Origin of the sequence: Nocardia sp. JCM 34519.1, assembly GCF_020361265.1 — a bacterium.
Taxonomy (GTDB): Bacteria; Actinomycetota; Actinomycetes; order Mycobacteriales; family Mycobacteriaceae; genus Nocardia; species Nocardia arthritidis_A.
The window spans coordinates 168321-185070 of record NZ_JAIRBR010000010.1; the positions used below are offsets into that span (position 1 = coordinate 168321).

Genomic DNA, 16750 nt, shown 5'->3' on the forward strand with positions numbered 1-16750 from the left:
GGTGACTCTCGTTGTCCGCCATCGTATTCCTTGCCGAAAATGCCGGTCCGTGAACCGGCGGGTAACGCTCGATTCGAGCCACGGTACGCCAACATTCCGCCATTCGTGCCCGGAATGTCCGAACCCATTTTTGGGGGCACGGCGAACTCCTCGGCACACATGGGATGAGTGCCGGACGGCGGGCATTCTTGCGGGACAAACGATTACCGTCTGCTTTAACGAATATGACTGTGCCGCAGGCACTTTACTCTTCTATCTGCTCACTGTCCTCGAAACCTGTAATGCGCGAGTAGGTTTCAAGTCCGCGAGCAGTTCGCTCAGCGGGACCGTCCCCGGAAAGCGGTTCCGCACCGAAACCATCGCCGGTGATATGCCATCGGGTTGCCCGAATGCTTCGATCGAAATCCGCACGCCGGACGGCCCGAACGCCGATAATGGACTAGCGGGGGGTTCGATGAGGATGCGGGGAGTTTCCATGCGCGGCATCGTTATTGCTCGAGTCATCGCACTCGCCGGTGTGGCGGGTTTGGTTGCGTGCGGCGGCGGCGCGACACCCAAGACCGTGACGCCCAGCAGCAGCGTCACCACACCGAACCAGGCTCCGGCGATCAGCACCGAGCCGTTCGGTCAGGTGGGCGGGGCCGATGTGCTCCGCTACACGTTGACCAACGGCCGCGGGATGCGGGTGCGAATCCTCAACTACGGCGGCATCATTCAGTCGCTGGAGGTACCCGACCGCAACGGCCACACCGACGATGTGGTGCTCGGCTTCCCGACGCTGGCCGGCTATGTCGCCAAGAACGGCTCGGGCGGGCCGTACTTCGGTGCGATCGTCGGGCGTTACGGAAACCGGATCGCCAAGGGCGCCTTCACGCTCGACGGCACCGAATACCACGTGCCGATCAACAACAACGGCAACAGCCTGCACGGCGGCACCAGCGGATTCGATCAGAAGGTGTGGCAGGCGAGTATTCAGCAGGGCGGCGACACCGTCGGCCTGAAATTGCAATACATCAGTCCCGCAGGCGAAATGGGCTATCCGGGCACGCTGACCACGACCGTCACCTACACCCTCGACCAGAACAACCGGCTGAATATCGACTACCAGGCGACCACCGATGCGCCGACGGTGCTCAACCTGACCAATCACACCTATTGGAACCTCGCGGGTGAGGACACCCTCGGCATCTACGCGGATAAACTCATGCTCAACGCCGACAATTACACCCCGACCGACGCCACCCAGATCCCGACGGGACGGATCGCCCCGGTCAAGGGAACGCCGATGGACTTCACCACCCCCACCGAAATCGGCGCGCGAATCACCACAGACGATCCACAGCTGATGATCGGCCAAGGCTACGACCACAATTGGGTGATCAACCGCACCGACGACACCTCGCTGGTCAAGGCGGCCGAAGTAGTGGATCCGGCGTCGGGCCGCACCCTCACCGTCCGCACCACCCAACCCGGAATCCAGTTCTACTCGGGCAATTTCCTGGACGGAAAATTCATCGGCACCGGCGATCACGCCTATCGGCAAGGCGCGGGACTGGCGCTGGAAACCCAGCACTTCCCCGACTCCCCCAACCACCCCGAATTCCCGACCACGAGGCTCGATCCGGGCCAGACCTATCATCAGACAACGGTTTTCGAGCTCGGCAGAGGCTAGCTCAGCAACCCTCTTGATCCGGTCCGTCGCCCGGCATGACCGTGACGGATATCTCGGCCGCGCAACCGGCGACTTTCAGCTCCGCGGCATGCCGCTCGGACACCTGACGACCCCCGATGATCCGGACGTGATATCCGCCCGGATACGACCGGTGCGGCGTGCTGATCACGGTGACCGAACCGTCGGGGAATCGCCCGTCATTGTCGGCGCGGCGGGTGTCCCACCGATAGGTGAACTCGCGGCCGGATACGTCGTAGCCCCATTCGATCGGGGTGCCCGAGGTCAGCTTCGGGTAGGGCCGCACCAGCGCGTCGAGATTGGATTCGCGTACATTGCCCGGAGTTCGCGGCTGATGTGCGTCGATCACGATCGCCTGGTCGTCCGGATTCTTGGCGACGGTCGCCGGATCGCCGCCCAAATACGTCCAGTTGAACCAGCCGACGCGGTCCTGGTCGAACAGATCGAGATTGCGCACCAGCGCACCTCGATCCCCGGTCGCGCCGAATTCGGTGACCACCGGCGGGATTCCGACCGCGTCGGTATAGACCGCGGCCTGGTTGATATCCGATTCCCACTGCGGATCGCAGCCACCGCTTCCGCCGCCCTGCAAGGCCTGGACCACGCAATACACATTGAATCCGTATGCGGTGCCCGCCACCGGCGGCGCACCGAGATCCGCCGCGGTGCCGTAGTTCGTCGTGATCACGCCCGACAGCCAGATCGGGGTATCCGGATCGATCGATCGGATGGCGACGCCGACATCGCGATCGAATGCGCGCAGCGAATCGATGATCGGCGGCGGGCATGCGTTGGCCAGGCAGGGTAGGAAGGCTCCGCCCGCCGGCGGTTGATTGAGCGGACCGTAGCCGATAACTCCCGGTTTGCCCTTGAAATAGCCCGCCACGTGCTGCCACATCTGTATGAATCGTGTCTGGATGCCGACGCCATCGGGTCCGGGCGCATTGCCGAAGAAGTTCTGGGTCGCGTTCCAGAACGCCGGATTGCCCAGGTTCGCGGCGACCAGGTCATGCGAGGTGTCGGGTGCGCCGTTGGTGATCGTCGCCCAGGCCGGTGCGCCCTCCCCGCCTAGCACGCTCGACCAAAGGTCTTGGTGGAATTCGATTTCCACGCCTATGTCATACCGATGCAGCGTGGCGACGGTGTCCGCGATATCGGCGAGGTACGCGTCGTCGTATTGTCCGGGCCGCGGTTCCACCGCCTCCCACACAATCGGCAGGCGCACCGCGTCGAACCCCTCCTCGGCCAGCAGTTCGGCATCGGGTTCACCGAATCCGGTGGCCGACGGCGTATATGGCGGCTTCTTGTTCGCCACGTTCTCGCCGTGGAATACGACGACGCGTCCCGAGGCGTCGGTGAACCATTTCCCGGCGGTGCGGACCGCTCCGGCCGCCGCCGGATCCGCGGCGCCGTACCCGCTCGACAGGAATGTCGCGGCCACGGCGACGACGACACCGAGAACTGTCCTGCGAACCACCCGGGGCTGCGACATTCCGCCAAGATACAACGCACCTTCGCCCGGAATCGATACGCGGCGATGATCCGATAATTTCGTCGCAGCTGGCGAATTTCCCCCACTATCCGGTGAAATGAAATACATCACACCGAAACGGCGCGTCCGAGGATTAATCTCGTTCGGCATGAGCACTCGTCTTCTGCTCGCGCTGACCACCGTGCTGCTGGCCGGTGCGCTGATCGCGCCGCGGGCGAATGCGGATGATTATGTCGAGCGCGTCTACGCCAATGCCGCGGGCGCTCGACACTACTACCTGCATCTGCCGCCCGGCGATGCCACCGGGAAACCATTGATGATCTTCCTACCCGGCTGTATCGATCCGGTCGAGGAGAATCGGCCCGCGGTACTCCCGCTGATTCCTCAGTCCGATCAGATGGGATTCGTGCTCGCGTATCCGCTGCAGGATCAGGCCGCGAATCCGGGCTGGTGCTGGAATCCGTGGAATCCGAACGACAATCGGCGCGACAGCGGCGAGCCGTCGATAATCGCCGGAATCACCACCTCGCTGATCGACGAATTCAAGCTCGACAGGTCGCGCGTCTATGTCGGCGGTTATTCGGCGGGCGGCGCCATGTCGACGGTCATGGCCGCGGCCTATCCCGACCTGTACGCGGCGGCCGCGCCGTTGGCTGGTACGCCGTACCAGCTGACCGGAGACGGCGGCGCGATCGTCGCCCAGATGGGTCCGCGGGCGCGGGCGGTGCCGGCATTCTTCATGCAGAGCCTGTTCGACGAGGCGAGCATCTATCCGGTGGGCCGGATCAACCTGTCCCAGTGGCTGCAGGCCGACAATATGATAGATCCAGGATCCGTTGCGCCCCAACCGACTTCGACAGAATTCAGCGGTCCGCCGCAGGGTGTGCCGATTCCCGCCGTCGTCGAGCGCTACCGCAGTCCGGCCGGGTGCGAACTGGCCCAGTTCTGGACGCTCACACTGTCCGAACATCAGCTCGGCGCGCTGCTGGTGCAGCAGCCGTGGGGCGACCAGTTCCGTCGGGACATGATGACCTTCCTGCTCTCGCATTCGATGACGCAACCGCACCATCCGTGCGGTTGACCGGCTCGATCAGCGGGCCGCGCGGCGCCCGCGCTTGGTGGCGCGCCGGAACAGCCAGCTCGACAGCCCGGTGACGGCCAGCGCCAACGGTGTCAGCCCGAAGGCCAGCCAAATGAGCCGCCACCAGCCGTTCACCAGCCAGCCGAAGTGTGCGGGCTCGAAAACCTTGGCGTAGAACGTATTTGCCAGCGGCCGGTCGCGACCGGCATCCACCACCTTCAGATCGGCGGCGTCGGCGGCATTGATGTAGACCAGGACATCGCCGCTGTAGAACGCGCGGTGTTCGTAAGGCGAGTACGCGCCCGCGATCGCCGCGCGGTAGTACGGTGCGGCCTCGGTGGGCAGCATCAGATACGCCAGCCGTCCAGGAGCCGCGCGCAGCGCGATCTCGCCGACGTCGGTGATCGACACCGGAGCGCCGCGATCGGTCACGCGTGGTGTGAAAACATCTTGCGGCCGTTCGAGATTCGTATCGCCACCGGTGGCGCCGAGCCAGGCCCGTTCGACGGCGGGCCATTCGATCGCGGTCCCGGTGATGCCCCACATCAGCAGGAACGGCACGCTGAGAATTCCGATCACATCGTGCAGATCGCGGTCGCGGGCGAAGCGGCCCTTGCGCAACCGGACCCGGAATCCGTGCCGCAGCCGCCGGATCGATGGCCACCAGATGATGGCGCCCGATATCGCGAGCAGCACCAACAGCAGCCCCATGATGCCGAGAATCACTGCGGCCCAGGTGATACCGATCAGCGGCGGCTGGTCGTTCATGATCGGCAGCGCACCGGAGTAGCGCGGACATCCGAATGCGCAGTCGTGCAGGTTGATCAGCCAGCCGAGCACACCGTCGGTCAACCGCACCCGGCCGTTGAGCAGGCCGGTGCCGGGATCCACCGCGTAGACGGCGGTGAAATCGCTGTTGCCCACCACGATTACGCCGCCGTCCGACCCGGCCCAGCCGATATCGAAACCGGGATCCTCGGCCCGCACCAGCGCGACCGCCCGCTCGGTGTCGATCACCGGCGGCCCATCGGTGTGCCGGTAGAACGACGCGTGCCCCGCCCGGAACAGCTCCGCGTGATAGAGCAGGATCGCACCGGACGTCGACTGGACGACCAACACGATCCCGAGGATCAGTGCGGACCAGCGATGCAGCGATACGAGACCGCGCCGCAACGGTTTACGCGCACGCCGCGGCGACCGGACCGGCCCGCGGCCACCTGCTCGCCCCTCCTCCATACTCATAAGGGTAGGCTAAGCTAAGTGATGATGGCCTGTATATCGGCCCTGGTTTCAGCCGGTCACGAGGGTACGAGGCACCAGTGCGGCGACGACCGGTGCGAGCGTCTCGGCATAGGTGACGGTGAGGTGGTTGTCGTCGCGGTAGATCAGGTCCTTGGCGGCGATCAGCGGGCAGCGGTCGGCGGTGCAGAACAACGCGGTGAGATCGGCGTAGCGTCCACCGCCCGCCTCGGTCGCCGCCGCCTCGGCCGCGATACCCGCGTCGTTCACGGCCACCGATCGGGTCGGCGCACAGGCGAGCGCGTCATCGAGGTGACCGGACAGACAGGTCGGCACGGTGGTGTGCGGATCGGGAATCGGACCGAGCACCACAACGGCCGCACCGCTCGCGCGCAACCGCGCCACCAGCCGCCGGAGGCTGTCGAGCCAGGCCGGATCGTAGGCGGTGAATCCGAAATCCGCGCCGTAGCGCCGCGACATGCTCATGACGATCAGCCGTGGGCGTTCGGCGCGCAACCGATCCATGACGAGCGTGCGCCACTGCTCACATTCGGTGTATTCGCGACCGAGATACGGGCTGTCGATGGGTAATTCGAGCAGCGGGCAGGTGACCTTGCTCATCGTCTCCAGGCGCCAATTCCGCTGCGCGGCAATCCTTTCGAATGCCGGGCTCCACATGGCCGCATGCGAGTCGCCGACCAGGGCGACCGTGGTGGACGATCCGGCGTCGCCCGCGACGCATTCGGGTTGACCGAGATCGCGCCAGGAACGCACGCATCCGTTGTCGAACACCCTCGCCCGGTCCCCCGGCGCATCCGCCAGCGCCGGGGTGAGATTCGAAGGGACGGCGCGAGTCTCGGCCGAGGCGACGATCGCGGCCTGCACCTGCGCGATCAGCCGTGCGGCCGGATCGGCGGTGGGCGAGGGCCCGGCCGTCGGCGACGATTCAGGCGTCGGTTCGGCGGTGACAGTGAGCGCCTGCGCCGCCGCGCCACGGCCGACCGGGGCGGGTACGAAGACGAGCAGCGCCGTGCTCACCGCGCCCGCGGCGACCGTCACCGCGGCGCCGCAGGCGAGACTGCGCGCCGCGGAACGCCGCAGCGGCGCGGCGAAACGAATCGGGTTCTCGATCAGCCGGAGCGTCACGACCGCCAGCGCACCCGACAGTCCGACCGCGCCAACGGAATCCAGCGGACCGAGCAGATGGCCGAGCGCCGTGGGCGCGAGTGTCAGCACCGGCCAATGCCACAGATACCAGGAATAGGACATCCGCCCGAGCGCTCGCATCGGCGGCAGCGCGAGCATTCGGCCGACGCCGAAAGATGGTGCGCCGCAACCGCCGACAATGACGAGCGCGGTCCCGGCGACGGGTAGCAGCGCCGCGGTGCCCGGATACGGCGTCGCATCGCCCAGGTGTAGGCAGCCGAAGACGATCGAGCCGAATCCGAGCCAACCGGCGACGGCGCTCAGCGGCGCGGGCAATCGGCGCCAGACCGGCACAGATAGCGCGATCAACCCACCGGCCGCCAGCTCCCAGGCCCGTGCGGGCAGGGCGAAGAAGGCCCAGGGCGGCGACGTGCGCGTCCAACTCAGCGAGATCGACCAGGACGCCGCCGAAATCAGCACGAGCACCGCGAAATACGGCAACGCCGTCCGCCGCGCGTGCCGCCCGCCCCCGCGTCCGATCAACCAGGCGATGCCGAGAATGACTGCGGGCCAAAGCAAATAGAATTGCTCCTCCACCCCCAGCGACCAGTAGTGCTGGAACGGCGAAGGCGGCGCATCGGCATTCAGATAGTCGGTGCCGCGCACGGCCAGCCGATAGTTGCCCGCGTACAGCGCGCTCGCGATACCGTCGCCGAGCACGGCACGGGCCCGCAACGGCGGCAACAGCGCCGCGGCCGCAATTCCCGTGACCACCAGGACAATTCCCGCGACGGGCAGCAGCCGCCGCGCCCGAGCACCGTAGAACCGCGCCAAATCGAGAGCGCCGGTATCCCGCACTTCCCGCCACAGCATGGCGGTGATCAGGAATCCGGAGATCACGAAGAAGATATCGACTCCGACGAATCCGCCGCCGATTCCGGGCAGGCCCGCGTGGAACAGCACGACCGCGAGCACCGCGACCGCCCGCAGCCCCTCGATATCGGACCGGAAGGCCCGCTCCGGCCGCGCACCGGCCAACCGTGACTCGGCCTGCCGAAATCCCGGCCCCCGATGCACGGCTGCCACCATGGCAAGCATGGTGTCGGCCGATTCGGTGGTACCGCAACAACTTCAAGCCGGTCTAACAGCGGTTGCGGACGCGCTTACGAGCAGGCGGCCTGGCGATCAGGCCACCGTCGGCCATCCATACCGGGTAAGTCGGGTCATGCGAGCGGAACGGACCGCCGCATACCGTCGGCTATCAAGATCGCGAAAAGGGTTGGAGTGGAATTGAACAGGGACAGGGCACTGATCGCGGCGGCGCTGGGCGTGATCCTGATGACGGGATCGACGCTGCCCGCGCACGCGGATACGGGCGCGACGGTCACGATCGACTTCAACGCGGCGGGCATACCGACACCGGCGACCTCGATCGGAACCTCGATTACCGGCTACGGCCAGGGCGATTACATCACCAACAGCCAGAACCACCGCGCCAGGATGGCCGCGCTCGCGCCGCGAACGCTGCGGATGGAACTGGCCTACGCGACGCCCGGCGATCCGGCCAGCCATCTGCAATGCGGCGGCGGCGACTGCGCGACCGACCAGTCCGCCGACGACTGGGTTGCCGCCATGGTCGGCTTGGGCGCCGCCCCGATCATCGTCCTGCCCTTGGACGGCAGGCATGCCGCGCAGCTCGACGTCACCGACGCGGTGAACATCTACAAGCATTTCGCCGCGACCGCCACCCCGGTGACGCGTTTCATCGTCGGCAACGAGCTGGACAACGATCAGAACCCGAAGCACATGGCCGCCACCGAATACAGCTCGCGGTTCAACCAGATCAACGACGCGCTGAAGGGGATCAACCCGAATATCACCATCGGCGGCCCGGCAACGGCCTCCTACAACACCGGATACCTGGACACCTTCCTGGTCAACTCCGGCCAACGCGCCGACTTCATCGATATCCACGATTACGGCCGGGGCGGCGGCACCAACTATTCCGACGCGGATCTGCTCGGCATGGTCGTGCGTGGCTATGGCACCACCCTGGCCGATATGCGCGCCAGGATCGATGCCGCGGTGCCGGGCCGCGGGCTCGGCATGCAGATCGGCGAATTCAATCTGTCCTGGTCGGGCGATCCACGCACGCTCACCCATTTCAACACCGTATGGGGCGCGGCCGTACTCGGCACCATCCTCGGAAAGGGCGCTGTCGCACTGCAATTCGGCGACAAGAATGGGCAGCTCGGGCTCACCAGCGAGAACGGCGAGGGCGGATTCGCCCGGAATCAGCCGCTGCCGATCTACCACGGGATCGGTATGTTCACCGGCGAGGGCCTGTTCCGCTCGTTCGGCTCGGCCATGATCCCCACCAAATCCGATACGGCGACCCTTTACGCATTCGCCTCGACCAATCAGCGAAATATCGTGCTGGTCAACACCGCGACCGCCGCCCAACCGACCACTATCAACTACCAGGGCCTGTCGGCGGGCAGCGCCGTCGAATGGCAGAGCACCGACGCGAACGCCAACGCACCCCAGAACATCGGCACCATCGCCATCGACGGCACCGGCCCGATCTCCCTCACCCTGCCCCCGATGTCGGTGACCACCATCGTCATCGGCTGATCCGGAGCACTCAACGAAAGCGCTGCGCGATCGCCGTCGCGATCGCGTCCGGTGCGTATTCCTGGATGAAATGCCGCGCGTTCGGCAGCTCGACCAGGTCGAGATCGGTGAAGGCGGAACGCATTCGGGGGATGCAGTCGTTCGGACGGAACACCATGTCGCGCATCCCCCACACCAAAAGGGTCGGCTTATCGCCGAGTTGGGCGGGCACGTCGCGCGCGAGTTGGTCCAGCAGCGGGCGGGCGGCGCGAATCTCCTTGGGCAGCACGGCGAGTCCGCGCCGGGCGGCCGCGGTGGGCTGCACCGCGCGATAGTGGTCGGCCTCGGCCGGGGTGAGCGCGTGCCCCAGCTCCGCGAGCAGCACGCGCTCGATGAGGAAATTCCGTTCGAGGATCCGGCGCTGCATCGGACGACTGCTCATGACCATGCTGAAGGCTCGATTCGCGAGCGCTTCGATCGGCCAGAATACGGTGTTGCCCAATACGATTCCGCGCACCCGGTCCGCGCGCTCGGTGAGCGCGCCGAGACCGATCGGCCCACCCCAATCGTGTCCCATCAGTACGAAGCCGTCGAGCCGCAGATGATCGATCAGCTCGCCGAGAACCGCGGTGTGCTCGGCGACGGTGTAGCCGAAACCCGCAGGGCGCTCGGACAATCCGAAACCCAGGTAGTCGACGGCGACACACCGATACCGGTCGCGCAGCCGTTGCACGATATGGCGGTAGAGGAAACTCCACGCCGGAGCGCCGTGACAGAACAGGATCGTCGGCCCGGCCCCCTCGTCGATGTAGTGCACTCGGCCGACGGACGAGTCGAACCACCGCGACTCGAATGGGTACAGGTCCCCGTCGGGAACGAAATCAATCAGCATTGGTCCCTCCTTCGGACGCCATACTACATATGTAGTACGCGCCGAGCGCAATGGTTCCGTATCGAATCGGGCGAATGCGGCGAAGCGCCCGTAGGATCCGCGGGGTGAGGAGAGTGATCGTTGCTGTCGCGATGCTGTTGGCGGGTGCTGTCGCCGCGGGATGTGCGTCCCCGCAGCCGAATCCGGCGCCGTGGCCCGCGTATCCGACGTTCCTGTCGGCACCGGACCGGGAGACGGTCGCCCTACGCGATTCCTTCCGCCCGCTGGATCCGTGCGGTTACGTCGACGACGCGGTGATACAGCGGATCGGGACACCGTCCTACTTCGGTGCCACGGATTTTTTCGGCGGCTGTGTCGTGGTCTTCCGTACCCCTGACGGTCCCAACCGGAGCTGGATCAACGCCGGGCCGGAGTTCCCGCTGCTGCCGCCGACGCCTCAGCCCGACATCGGTCGAATCTTTTCTACGGCCTACCATTCCGAAAAAGACAGCTGCGGTGCCAGCGTGACCCTCGACGAAAACCTGCGTTTCAGCGTGGACGTCAGGCATCTGCCCGATGCGTGCACGGTGGCGCGGGACCTCGCCCAAACGGCTTTCGACCACCGGCTCGAGCGCCCGCTGCGAGCGACATCGCAACGCGCATACATGAACTCGCGACTCGCCACCCTCGACCCCTGCGCCGTGCTCGGCAAAATCGGGCAAGGACACCGGCCTTCGCTGATGACGCAAGATAACGACCATCCTGCGCGGACCGGAGACGTTTATTTCAGGGCGCAATGGAATGCCAATCCGTGGGTATGCGCCTTCCAGTTGGATGATGGCGACCCCTCGACGTTCCAGTACATCCAATACCAGTTCGTCAATGACGAATACAAGTTCGCCGTCAGCCACGTCGTGCAAGAGGGAGCCCGCGATGGGAAGGAGGTCGAGATCGGCGGACTGCGGGCCCTCGAGAACCCCAAGGGCGGCGACGCTTCTTCCTCACTCGATGGCGTGTCCTACGGTTATTGCTCGATCGAAATCGCGGTCCCGCCACAGCCGTCCGTGCGCGACAACCCCGGGAAGTTCGAGAAGATCCGGATCACGGCCAACAGCGGTTGCGCCGCCGCCCGGACCACCGCCGAGGAGCTCGTGCGGCTCTACCATCAGCTCTCCTTCGCCTGAGAACCGTTCGGCCGGGCGCCACCGTTCGGAATACGGTGGCGCCCGGCCGATTTCGGCGGTGGCCGCGGTCAGATCACCGGCGTGAAATCGCGGCTGGCGATATAGGTGGGGCGGGGAGCGTCCGCCGCGTACGGTGCGTCGAGGGTGTTCTCGACGCTGTTGAACACGATGAACAGGTTCGAGCGCGGGAACGGTGTGATGTTGTTCGCCGAGCCGTGCATGATGTTCGAGTCGAACAGCAGTGCCGCACCGGCCTTTCCGGTGAACTGCGCGATGCCGTGCCGGTGCGCGAGCTCGGTGATGTCGGCGGGTGCGGGCACACCGATCTGCTGCTCGCGCAGCGATTCCTGATAATGCTTCGCCGGCGTGCGGCCCTGACACGGCACGAACGTGCGATGCGATCCCGGGATCAGCATGAGGCTGCCGTTGTAGGGAACGTTGTCGCACAGTGCGATCGAAAGGCTCACCGCGCGCGGCGACGGCATTCCGTCCTCGGCGTGCCAGGTCTCGAAATCGGAGTGCCAGTAGAATCCGGCGCCGCGGAAACCCGGCATGTAGTTCACCCGGCTCTGATGGATGTACACCTCCGAGCCCAGCACCTGCCTGGCCAATCCGGCGATCCGCGACTCCCGCACCAGATCCGCGATCAGCGGGCTGATCCGGTGTACCTCGAAGATCGAGCGCACCTCGTCCGATGTCTTCTCGGTGATCACCCGCTCATCCCCGCGCAGCGCGGGATCGCTTGCCAGCCGGTCGATTTCGGCGGATACCCGATCCACTTCGCCGATGGTCAGCAGACCGTCGATGATCGCGAAGCCGTTATCGCGGAAGCCGGCCAGCTCCGGGGTTTCCACGGCACCCCATACCGTCGGGTCGGGCCGCTCGACGGCGACGGCCCGGTCCACGGTGCGCGTCGGATACCGATCGACGGCCGACTCCGCGAAACGATTGTCACTCATGGTCATTCGGCAATACTCCCGTTCCCGACGGCGACCAGCGGATAGACGCCGTCCTCGTCATGAACCTCCTGCCCGGTGACCGGCGGGTTGAATACGCACATCATCCGCATGCCGACGCGGACCTCCAGCCGGTGCCGCTCGTGCCCGTCCAGCAGATACATCGAGCCGGGTCGCAGCTCGTAGCGGACGTCGTTGTCGAGATCGGTCAGCGTCCCTTCGCCTTCCACCAGCCAGACCGCCTCGATGTGGTTGCGGTAGTGGAATTCGTGTACGGTGCCCGCCTCGATGGTCGTCTCGTGGAAGGAGAAGCCGACCCCGTCGCCGCCGAGCACGATTCGCTTACTGCGCCAACCGGTTCCGGCCACATCGCGCTCGGTCCCGGTGATTTCCTCGGTGCTGCGCACGATCATGTCAGCGCCCCGCTCCGATGGTGGTGGTCACGGCCGCGCTGAGGATATCGAGGCCCTCGGTGAGCTCCGCGTCGGTGATCGTCAGCGGCGGAAGCAGTTTCACCACTTCGTCGCAGGGACCCGACGTCTCCAGCAGCAGGCCGTTCTCGAATGCCCACTGGCACACCTTGCCCGCGACCGATGCGTCGTCGAAGGCCAGGCCGTGTACCAAACCCCTGCCGCGCGTGGTGATTCCATCGGACAAATCGGCCAGACCACGCAATGTTTCGCCGACGATCGCGCCCTTGCGCAGCGTCGCCTGTTCCAGTCGATTGTCCGTCCAGTAGTGGTCGAGGGCCGCCTTTGCGGTGACGAAGGCCGGGTTGTTGCCGCGGAAGGTGCCATTGTGCTCACCCGGCGCCCACTGATCCAGTTCCGGCCGCATCAGCACCAGCGCGAGCGGTAAACCGTAACCGCCGATCGACTTCGACAGCGTCACGATATCCGGCGTGATGCCCGCGGCCTCGAAGGAGAAGAACGGCCCGGTGCGACCGCAACCCATCTGCACGTCGTCGACGATCAGCAGAATGCCTCGGGCGGAGCATAGTCGGGCGAGATGGCGCAACCACTCCGGGCGGGCCAGATTCACCCCGCCCTCGCCCTGCACGCATTCGACGATGACCGCCGCCGGCGTGTCGATGCCCGAGGACGCGTCGTCGAGGGCGCGCTCGATCCACGCCAGATCGATATCGCCGGTGTCGAAATATCCGTCGTAGGGCATCGGCGTCGCATGCACCAGCGGCACCCCGGCGCCCGCCCGCTTGGCGGCATTGCCGGTGACCGCGAGCGAACCGAGCGTCATCCCGTGAAATGCGTTGGTGAAGTGGACGATTCCGGTGCGTCCTGTCACCTTGCGGGCCAGTTTCAGCGCCGCCTCCACCGCATTCGTTCCGGTGGGTCCGGGGAACTGCACCTTGTAGTCGAGGCCGCGCGGCGCGAGCACCACTTCATAGAGCGTGCGCAGGAAGTCGCGCTTGGCCACGGTGGACATATCGAGTCCGTGGGTAATGCCATCGCGCGCAATGTATTCCAGCAGTGCCGCTTTCAGTTGCGGGTTGTTGTGGCCGTAGTTGAGCGCGCCCGCGCCCGCGAAGAAGTCGAGGTAGTCACGGCCGTCCTCGTCGCGCAGCCGCGCGCCCCGCGCGGTGTCGAAGACGGTCGGCCAGGCGCGGCAGTACCCGCGGACGTTCGATTCCAGCAATTCGAATATCGTCGCTTCAGCAGTAGTCATCGGTGTATCTCCTGTCGGTTCAACGGCGCGATCCGGTACAGCTCTTCGGCGGCGTGCCGGTCGGGGAAGTCGGCGGCTTCGAACAGCGGGCGCTGGGTCAGTTGCGCACCATGGCGGCGAGCCAGCGACGTGAACATCGCGATGGATGCCCGATTATCCGGCGAGATGGTGGTCTCGAGTTTCGAAACACCCTGGCGCACAAGGCTGCCGACCAAATGGTCGAGCATGGCCGCGCCCGCGCCGCGCCCGCGGCAGCGGTGGTCCACCGCGACCTGCCAGACGAACAGGGTGTCCCGCGCCGCGGGCCGCAGGTAGCCGCTGACGAAACCGACTACCTCGCCGTCCATTTCCGCGACGACGGATGTGGTGCGAAAGTCGCGACACCACAGCACATATGCGTAGCTCGAGTTCAGATCGAGCACCCGGGAATCCCGTGCTATCCGCCACATCGCCGCACCGTCTGCGGCGACCGGATGCCGGACGACCGGCCTCGTGTCGATGGAATGCGAAGGCGCGGTAGTGGAAATCGGCGCGCTCCGCGAGGATTGCTGCGTTTGCGTGCTTGATTCGTTGTGCATGACGAATCCAGGCTTGCCGACGAACTTTGAGATCATCGGGGCGAGAACATTACAGTCGTGTGACATCCGGGTCACGAGCTGCGAAATCATGTGTTCTCGGACACGAAAGGTTTGAACCATCCGGCGAATGGCTAAGGAACTCAGGGAAATTCGGGTCGATCAGTCCGGCGGGTCGAGCCGATAGCCCAGACCGCGCACCGTCACCACGATGCGCGGCTCGGACGGATCCCGCTCGATCTTCTTGCGCAACCGTCGGACATGGACGTCGACGATCCGCTCGTCGCCGAAATACTCGCCACCCCAGACACTTTCGAGCAGGGCCGGGCGGCTCACCACCCGCCCCGCATTCCCGGCCAGCTCGCACAGCAGCCGGTACTCGGTCAGCGTCAACTGCAGATCCTTCGTGCCGCGGCGTACCGTGCCGCGGTCCTGCGCCAGCTCGAGCGGCGCCACCGGGTGCGCGTCGAGCACCAGACGCTCCCGGTCCGCATCGCGCGGCATCGCCCGCTCGGCGCGGCGCCGCAGCGCCCGCACCCGCGCGGTGACCTCCTTGACCTCGAACGGCTCGGAGACGAAATCGTCGGCGCCCGCCTCCAGCGCGGCGACGACGTCGTGTGTGTCGTCCCGGTCGGTCACCACCATGATCGGCACGTCGTGATCGCGCCGGATCTCCCGGATGCAGCTGAAGCCATCCATATCCCCCAGCACCAGATCGACGAGCACCACATCCGGCGCACCGTTGGCCCGCAGCTGGTCGAGCGCCTCCGCCCCCGCCGCTGCCGCCGCGATCCGGTATCCCTCCCCCGCCATCGCATCCCGCAATTCCGCACGGGCCCGCCCGCCGCCCTCGACGAACAAAACCCTCGCGCCCATGCCTCGACCCCAATCCCTGCCCGCACCGCGGCACGCACGGACAGCGCAACAATCAAGCCAACACCGCTCTTCGGGGTACCACCCCGGCAATCCCGCCAAACACCGGCGACCGGGCGATATCGGCCACATCGGGGCAAACGGCGCGCGCGAGCGATCGGCGTGTTGCACGACACCGAGCCAACCGGATCAATCGGACCTACCATCAGCTATCAGACGGCAACAGAACATCGCTTCACCAAGATCACCGGTGGCGGTCGGTATTCCGTACGGGCCAGCACGACGCCGGGGGCGCAGGCAAACATCTCGTTCGGCTCACCCCGACAGAGGAGGCGGCACCTTGAACGTCCTCGGCGGCGCGATTATGGTCAACGTCCCCGATCCGGACGCATCGGCGGCCTTCATGATCGATCTGCTCGGCTTCACCGAGACGATCACCGACGACGGCCTGGCCGTGATCTTCAGCGCCGAGGCGGATCTGCACATCGCCTATCTGCGCGTCGGCATGCCGGACTTCAAGCCCGAATCCGTGGCCGGCCCGCTGACCAGGGGCATGATCATTGTGATGGTCGTCACCGGTGTCGACGCCGAATACGACCGGCTGCGGGCGGCGGGCGTGGAAATCGTGACGCCGCTCGACTATTCGGAGTGGGCCGAGAATTCCGGCGAACGCTACTTCCAGATGCGGGACCCGAACGGGATCATCGTCCGCCTCACCGAATGGGTTTGAACTCGGCTGCGGCGCAGCAGGTTTCAGGACGCGTACCCGCGGATGAGCGGCAGGTACACCGTATCGACGATCTCGACGAGCACCTCGTCGGGCACGCTCGGCACGCCACGCGTGACGAATTCATTGCGCAACAGGTCGATCGGGACCGCCGCGACCCGGGGGTGCCGGGCCGCCGCGGGGGCCTGCCCGCGCGCGATGGCGCGGTCGAGAATCATCAGCCAAGGCGCTTCACCGGATCGTTCGCGCAGCTGGGCGAGCAGTCCCGGTTCCGGTGCGAGTTCGGCGAGCAGATTGCGCAGGATCTCGCCGAGGGGTGAGGCGAGATGAGAGTTGGCTCCCCGCAACAACTCCAGCGCATCCGTGCGCAGGTCGCCGGTGTCGGGGACGATCAGCGCCGCGGTACTGAGCTGCTTGTACGCGGCGACGCCGAGTGCGGCGCGGTGCGGCCAGCGGCGGTAGATGGCGTTCTTGTTGGTGCCGGCCCGCCGGGCGACGGCGTCCATGGTCATACCCGGGTAGCCGGATTCCAGGAGTTCGTCGGCGGCCGCGCGCAGGATGGCCTGTTCGAGTTCGGCGCCGCGGCGGCGAGTTGATCGGGTGTCGTCGGCCATAACGGT

The 16750-nt window shown here is 66.0% G+C and carries 15 protein-coding genes; 5 read left to right on the forward strand and 10 right to left on the reverse strand.

The features are described 5' to 3' along the window. Positions 1-475: 475 nt before the first annotated feature. Positions 476-1672, forward strand: coding sequence for an aldose epimerase family protein (locus LGY53_RS24475; protein WP_225729044.1), 1197 nt, complete (start codon positions 476-478; stop codon positions 1670-1672). A gap of 1 nt (position 1673) precedes the next feature. Here the strand turns inward: LGY53_RS24475 and LGY53_RS24480 are convergent, their stop codons facing one another. Continuing rightward, entirely contained in the window at positions 1674-3182 is a 1509-nt protein-coding gene (locus LGY53_RS24480) for a cellulase family glycosylhydrolase (protein WP_225729045.1), read from the reverse strand. 148 nt (positions 3183-3330) lie between these two features. Here LGY53_RS24480 and LGY53_RS24485 point away from each other — a divergent pair, with 148 nt between their 5' ends. Next, complete coding sequence (locus tag LGY53_RS24485; protein WP_225729046.1) at positions 3331-4263, forward strand: PHB depolymerase family esterase; 933 nt, start codon at positions 3331-3333, stop codon at positions 4261-4263. A gap of 9 nt (positions 4264-4272) precedes the next feature. Here LGY53_RS24485 and LGY53_RS24490 read toward each other — a convergent pair whose 3' ends face one another. Together LGY53_RS24490 and LGY53_RS24495 are read right to left on the reverse strand one after the other, a co-directional pair. Next, on the reverse strand, positions 4273-5505 hold the full coding sequence (locus LGY53_RS24490) for a PepSY domain-containing protein (RefSeq protein WP_225729047.1): 1233 nt from the start codon (positions 5503-5505) through the stop codon (positions 4273-4275). A 48-nt stretch (positions 5506-5553) separates the two neighbouring features. Beyond that, on the reverse strand, positions 5554-7737 hold the full coding sequence (locus LGY53_RS24495; protein WP_225729048.1) for an acyltransferase family protein: 2184 nt from the start codon (positions 7735-7737) through the stop codon (positions 5554-5556). 201 nt (positions 7738-7938) lie between these two features. Here LGY53_RS24495 and LGY53_RS24500 point away from each other — a divergent pair, with 201 nt between their 5' ends. Beyond that, a complete protein-coding gene (locus LGY53_RS24500; protein WP_225729049.1) occupies positions 7939-9282 on the forward strand; it encodes a hypothetical protein in 1344 nt (447 codons plus the stop codon). A 10-nt stretch (positions 9283-9292) separates the two neighbouring features. Here LGY53_RS24500 and LGY53_RS24505 read toward each other — a convergent pair whose 3' ends face one another. Beyond that, positions 9293-10153 carry a haloalkane dehalogenase gene (locus LGY53_RS24505; protein ID WP_225729050.1) on the reverse strand — a complete coding sequence of 287 codons (861 nt, stop codon included), beginning with the start codon at positions 10151-10153 and terminating at the stop codon, positions 9293-9295. A gap of 113 nt (positions 10154-10266) precedes the next feature. Between LGY53_RS24505 and LGY53_RS24510 the strand changes: the two genes are divergently transcribed. Then, positions 10267-11316 carry a DUF3558 domain-containing protein gene (locus LGY53_RS24510; RefSeq protein WP_225729051.1) on the forward strand — a complete coding sequence of 350 codons (1050 nt, stop codon included), beginning with the start codon at positions 10267-10269 and terminating at the stop codon, positions 11314-11316. Between the two features lie 68 nt (positions 11317-11384). On the opposite strand, the gene thpD is transcribed toward LGY53_RS24510, so the two are convergent. From thpD to LGY53_RS24535, 5 genes are all read right to left on the reverse strand, one after another. After that, on the reverse strand, positions 11385-12281 hold the full coding sequence (gene thpD / locus LGY53_RS24515; RefSeq protein ID WP_225729052.1) for an ectoine hydroxylase: 897 nt from the start codon (positions 12279-12281) through the stop codon (positions 11385-11387). Next, positions 12278-12685, reverse strand: a complete 408-nt coding sequence (locus tag LGY53_RS24520) for an ectoine synthase (RefSeq protein WP_225729053.1) — start codon at positions 12683-12685, stop codon at positions 12278-12280. Before LGY53_RS24520 ends, thpD begins: the two co-directional genes overlap by 4 nt. Before the next feature lies 1 nt (position 12686). Further along, positions 12687-13955 carry a diaminobutyrate--2-oxoglutarate transaminase gene (gene ectB / locus LGY53_RS24525; protein WP_225729054.1) on the reverse strand — a complete coding sequence of 423 codons (1269 nt, stop codon included), beginning with the start codon at positions 13953-13955 and terminating at the stop codon, positions 12687-12689. Next, positions 13952-14404, reverse strand: coding sequence for a diaminobutyrate acetyltransferase (gene ectA / locus LGY53_RS24530; protein ID WP_255664247.1), 453 nt, complete (start codon positions 14402-14404; stop codon positions 13952-13954). The genes ectB and ectA overlap by 4 nt, the downstream gene beginning before the upstream one ends. A 288-nt stretch (positions 14405-14692) precedes the next feature. Then, positions 14693-15406 (reverse strand): response regulator transcription factor, encoded by a 714-nt coding sequence (locus LGY53_RS24535; protein WP_225729055.1) that lies wholly within the window; start codon positions 15404-15406, stop codon positions 14693-14695. 337 nt (positions 15407-15743) lie between these two features. Between LGY53_RS24535 and LGY53_RS24540 the strand changes: the two genes are divergently transcribed. Beyond that, a complete protein-coding gene (locus LGY53_RS24540) occupies positions 15744-16133 on the forward strand; it encodes a VOC family protein (protein ID WP_308102983.1) in 390 nt (129 codons plus the stop codon). A gap of 23 nt (positions 16134-16156) precedes the next feature. Here the strand turns inward: LGY53_RS24540 and LGY53_RS24545 are convergent, their stop codons facing one another. Next, the gene (locus tag LGY53_RS24545) at positions 16157-16744 is read right to left on the reverse strand and encodes a TetR/AcrR family transcriptional regulator (protein ID WP_225729056.1); all 588 of its coding nucleotides are present in this window, start codon (positions 16742-16744) and stop codon (positions 16157-16159) included. Between the last annotated feature and the right edge of the window lie 6 nt (positions 16745-16750).